At 57.6% G+C, this 5,001-nt stretch carries 5 protein-coding genes; 2 read left to right on the top strand and 3 right to left on the bottom strand.

Going from position 1 to position 5,001, the window contains the following annotated elements:
- Positions 1-624, bottom strand: a 624-nt coding sequence (locus tag JE47_RS0119425; RefSeq protein WP_236631320.1) for a hypothetical protein, incomplete at its 3' end; no start/stop codon positions are given.
- Positions 621-2,060, bottom strand: coding sequence for a peptidoglycan-binding protein (locus JE47_RS0119420; RefSeq protein WP_031461337.1), 1,440 nt, complete (start codon positions 2,058-2,060; stop codon positions 621-623). The genes JE47_RS0119420 and JE47_RS0119425, both read right to left, overlap by 4 nt.
- 242 nt (positions 2,061-2,302) lie before the next feature.
- Here JE47_RS0119420 and JE47_RS0119415 point away from each other — a divergent pair, with 242 nt between their 5' ends.
- Positions 2,303-3,007 carry an endonuclease III domain-containing protein gene (locus JE47_RS0119415; protein WP_051871221.1) on the top strand — a complete coding sequence of 235 codons (705 nt, stop codon included), beginning with the start codon at positions 2,303-2,305 and terminating at the stop codon, positions 3,005-3,007.
- Positions 3,008-3,012: 5 nt separating this feature from the next.
- On the opposite strand, the gene JE47_RS0119410 is transcribed toward JE47_RS0119415, so the two are convergent.
- Positions 3,013-3,843 carry an alpha/beta fold hydrolase gene (locus JE47_RS0119410; RefSeq protein ID WP_031461335.1) on the bottom strand — a complete coding sequence of 277 codons (831 nt, stop codon included), beginning with the start codon at positions 3,841-3,843 and terminating at the stop codon, positions 3,013-3,015.
- Between the two features lie 283 nt (positions 3,844-4,126).
- Here JE47_RS0119410 and JE47_RS0119405 point away from each other — a divergent pair.
- Positions 4,127-5,001: selenium-binding protein SBP56-related protein (locus tag JE47_RS0119405; protein WP_031461334.1), on the top strand; the 875-nt coding region annotated here is incomplete at its 3' end.

Raw genomic sequence — 5,001 nt, 5'->3', positions numbered from 1 at the left:
AGGGCCGCCCTCCCCCTTCCTCTCCCGCAGCGTGGGAGCGGAAGGGGGCTGGGGGGAAGGTGAGGGGGTACCCTCCCCCTTCCTCTCCCGCAGCGTGGGAGCGGAAGGGGGCCGGGGGGAAGGTGAGGGAGCTAAAGAGCAGGCACGACCGCCCGCCCGCTCGATAGCCGCAATCAACCAACGACTCACCGCTATCTCTTGTTCGAGGCGTGACTGCTGGTTCAGCACGAGATGCTCAACGTTACAGGCCGTTGCGTTCTGGATAGCGAGAAAAGCATGATCGGCGCCGCGACGAGGGCGGTCGGTGCGAAGCGCAGCGGTCAGGCCAACACCCAGCAGCGGCCAATTGCCTTCGCTCAACGTTTGTGCCCGCCGGTAAGCCCAGATCGCCATTGCCTGCGCGGTAGCAGCACTGACGGCAGGAGCTGCTAGATGGTCGGTAATGTCGGCCAACGAACGTGGTGCGTAGGCGTCAACCGCTTCCAGGATGGTGCGTGATGAACCGGCAATCGCGTGCAGCCAGGCCAGCCCCAGGCTACCGGCGCCAGCGAAGACGAGCACTAACCGCGTTGGTGACGCATGAATGGCTGTGATCTGCGGAACAATGTCGGTAGGGACAATCACGGTACGATGCTCCAGTGCAAAAGAAGCTTCCAGCTTGCGCAATCTATTGTATCGCCGGGGGTAAGACCATGCACCGTCCGAAAAGCACGCACCGCTGCTGCCGTGAGTGGGCCAAACCGCCCATCAATATGACCGGGATCGAAACCGAGGGTCGCTAAGCGGCCTTGGATGTCGGCAACAGCCGGATCGTACTGTGGAGTTGGCTGTGGAGCCAAGTCGGTAAAACCACTGCAATCACGTGCGGTTAGGTCTGCGGAAGGCGCCCACGTGAAGGCAATGCCTTCAGCCCGGGTGGTCTGTGCCGGCAGGGTTGCGTCGATCGGCAGCCAAACCAGCGTGTTGGCGGTTGCGAACCGCACCAATGCACCACGCGCCTGCGCATCCCAGAGCACTGCTATTGGTTCAGCGAGTGGTTCGCGGCGCAATGGTGTGATCGTTCCATCGTTGGTAATGCGCACCATACGCGGTTGAAAAGGGTATTCCCAGGTGTAGCTATCGGTTGGTACCAACTCGACGAAAGCATAGATGGCGCCATCGGCCAGACGCTGTGGTGCGCGTACCAGCGGGATGGTCGTCGCCGTCGGCGCCAAAACAGCCTTTTCTGCACCGCTGGCGGCATCAATCAAGTAAAGGCCAAACCGTACATCTGGGCCAGGGCCGCCACCGGCCACTGCGATGTCACGTCCATCTATGCTCCACAGCTCCTCTTCGCAGCAACTGAAGGTGCGCACCGGCGATACATCTGGACCAATAATCACCGCTTCGCCGCCGGGAATGCCCATCTCCGGCCGCATGACAGCATAGAGAAGCAACCGCTCTCCGGCTGGTGACCATGCCACCGGCAGGTATCGCCAGGCCGGATGCGAGAAATCGGCTACGTCCGGTTCTGGATCATCGGCGATGAGCAGACCGGGCCGTCCACCGGTTATCTGGCTCAGGTAGATACCATCGGGCGAATCGTCGCGCCCAATAACAAGGCCTGGCGTGGGGTTGGTCAGATGATACACAATCTGTTGGCCATCGGGTGAGATTCGTGGCCGACTGATCTCCTGCTCGCGCAACAGGGTGCGCCGACCGTTGCCGTCGAGCGCTACCAACTCATTGCCGGTCAGGTAGACCAGTGTCCCGTCGGTAGCGACACTTAGATCGTACACCGGTTGGGGTTCGTAGGTAATCTGAGTCAGGCGGTTTCCATCAGGTTCCAGGCGCATGACCTGCTCGTTGGCAATGAGGTATACCGGCGCCGGTAGGCCGGTACCGGACGGTGCTGCGGTTGGCGGGACGGTTGAAGCGATAGTTGGAAAGATGGTCGGTGCCGTAGTTGACTGCTCTACCGATGGCGTAGCCGTGGATCGGAGGGGAGCTGCGTCAGGCGCCGATGTGCAGGCCGTGCATAGAATGATGAACAACCACCAGATGTACCGGTAACGTTTCACAAGATAACTCCTGATAGAAGTACAGGCGTAGCGCTGCTGCGCCCTGTTTGCGGCTCGCCATGATGCAACGTGGCGCTCATGATACCAAAAGCTAACACCCCCCAAAATAGACTGGCGCAGATTCGCGGATAGTGGTATAACACTGTAGACCATGCACATCCTCGCGACCATCTGCGCTAATGTAGAGGTCGTCGGCCGGTATCTCGTGTGACAGATAAGGCTCTTTGCTGTGAGATACATTCATGCGTAAACCTTCATCGTCACCCACATCGCCCTCCGCACCACTCCCTGCGCAACCATTTCCGATTGAGCAAGCGCTTGACACACTCGAACGCGAACTGACCCGCTTCACACCACCGCTGATCGATCAGATGGGTGAAGTAAGTCAAACACCGTTTCGGATTCTGATCGCAACCATCCTCAGTCTTCGCACTAAAGACACATTGACGGCAGTTGTCGCACCGCGACTGTTCGCTGTTGCCGATACACCGGCAGCAATGCTGGCGCTTGGCGTAGAGCGGATTGCCGAATTGATCTACCCGGTCGGCTTTTACCGGGTTAAGGCGCGGCAGATTGTTGCTATCTGCCAGATATTGCTTGAACGCTACGGCGGTGAAGTGCCGTCTGATCTCGATGAACTCTTGAAGCTCCCTGGCGTCGGTCGCAAGACGGCCAATTTGGTGGTGACGGCTGGCTTTGGTTTGCCAGGAATCTGTGTTGATATTCATGTCCACCGCATTTGCAATCGGTGGGGGTATGTTCAGACGCGCACGCCCGAAGAGACTGAGATGGCCCTGCGGGCCAGATTACCGCAGCGCTACTGGATACCTATCAACCGTCTGCTGGTTACATTGGGACAGAACATCTGTCATCCAACCTCACCACGTTGCAGCATCTGCCCGATCCGCGATCTGTGTCCACGCATCGGCGTCACGCGCAGCCGGTGATATGTTCAGCGTACCGGCGCCAGAAAACCACTCAACAGGCCACGAAAGGGACGAACTGCCTCGATGTGGGGAAAATGGCCACAGTGCGGAATCACGACGAGCTGGGCGCCAGGAATCTCACGGCGGGCGGTTTCAGCGTAAGACAGCGGGAAGACGCGGTCATGCGCGCCCCAGATCAGCAATATTGGGATGCGCAGCTCACCGAGACGTGCCCGCAAGCCGGTCAAGCTCAGATCGGTTGCCGCGTACCGCCGACTAAGGCTGGTGAGTGCGCGGCGGTTCGCGGTACCGCTAATAGCAGCGCGTCCGCGTTCGATCAGTTCAGCCGTAAGGTACGGTTCAGGGTTATGGAAGGCCGCAGCGAGAAAAGCCCGCACGATTGCCGGATGAGCCGAAAGCCAGAGGATCGCTTCACCTACTATCGGCCAGCCGCCTATGATCGTGAGTGGTGATGGTTCAACAAAGCCGTCAGTTGCCACGAGCGCCAGTCGGCTTACCCGTTGCGGATGACGTAGTGCCGTGGCAAGCGCATATTTACCGCCCATTGAATGGGCAACAAAGACAGCCTGCTCGATACCGAGTGTGTTGAGTAGTGCAGCGTAGAGATCGCTTTGCAGATCAAGTCCATACGGTGCATTGACCGGCTTTTCCGAATGACCAAAGCCGAGTGCATCAACTGCCAAGGCTCGATAGCCCTGCCTGGCCAGCCAGTCTACTGTTGGCGCCCAATCATCACACGAACCGGCAAAACCGTGCAAAAACACCACTGCTGGCCCATATCCGGCTTCGATCCAGTGCAGTTGATAGCCCTTAACGCGCAACCATCGTGAGCGCATACTATGTTCCTCATCAAGCCAGGTAGCAGGTGTTAGCATGCTCTGCGGCGACATCATATCACAGGAAGAGATGAGAGCTAAAGAGGAGCCTTCAGCATGCTACTGCAATAGTACTATATCGCTGCGATCTTTGTCTCATTCCAGGTATGCTTGACTACCGGTACAGAGCGTAGTATAGTTCGGGTAACGATGATCTGAGGTATTATCCCGCTTCCTAATCAAGTTATCAACGGCATCATCGACCGATGCTCGCACGACAGTGGTGTCTACAGAGGAGGTTTGTATGGTTACCTGGCGACCGGACCCCACCTTCTATCCTTCACCGCGAATGGCTGTGAAAGCCCCCGCCGAGAAGCTTGCTTATGTAGTGCGTCTCAACCCGAAATCAAATGGTCAGGCTGATGCGATGTGTGTGGTTGATGTCGATCCACAGTCGAGCACCTTCGGCAAAGTTGTCGGTATGACCGAGATGCCATATACGGGCGGCGAATTGCATCACTTTGGTTGGAATGCGTGCAGTTCAATGTTGTGCCCGAACGCCCCCCATCCGCACGTTGAGCGACGTTATCTGGTTGTCCCCGACATTCGGAGTTCGCACATTACCATTCTCGATACTAAACCCGATCCGACGCAACCGAAGGTAGCGAAGGTTATTGAACCAACGGAGCTGTCAGAACGAACAGGGTATTCACGACCACACACCGTTCATTGTGGCCCCGACGGCATCTACATCTCGGCCCTGGGATCACCGGAAGGTGAAGGTCCTGGGGGTATTTTCATTCTCGATCACGACACGCTAGAAGTGCTTGGACGGTGGGAGATTGATCGCGGCGATCAATATCTGCACTACGATTTCTGGTGGCATTTGGGGTACGATACCCTTATCAGTAGCGAATGGGGAACCCCACGGATGGTTGAGAGCGGCGTACTCGGCGAGGAACTCTTGGCTGGAAAGTATGGTCATCGCCTGCATATTTGGGACCTCTACCGCCGTCGCCACCTCCAGACCCTGGATTTGGGCGCTGAACATCAGATGGCGCTTGAACTACGACCGGCGCACGATCCGACAAAGGCTTACGGCTTTATGAACAGTGTCGTAAGTCTCAAAGACCTCTCAGCGTCGATTTGGTTGTGGTACCGCGATAACGGTTCCTGGCA

Origin of the sequence: Chloroflexus sp. MS-G, assembly GCF_000735195.1 — a bacterium.
Taxonomy (GTDB): Bacteria; Chloroflexota; Chloroflexia; order Chloroflexales; family Chloroflexaceae; genus Chloroflexus.
Note: the sequence above shows the minus strand (reverse complement) of the source record. Positions and strands in the feature narration are given on the sequence as shown.

Coding starts and splice junctions, on each gene's coding strand:
- JE47_RS0119415 (WP_051871221.1), top strand. CDS start 2,303: ATGCGTAAACCTTCATCGTCACCCACATCGCCCTCCGCACCACTCCCT.
- JE47_RS0119410 (WP_031461335.1), bottom strand. CDS start 3,843: ATGCGCTCACGATGGTTGCGCGTTAAGGGCTATCAACTGCACTGGATC.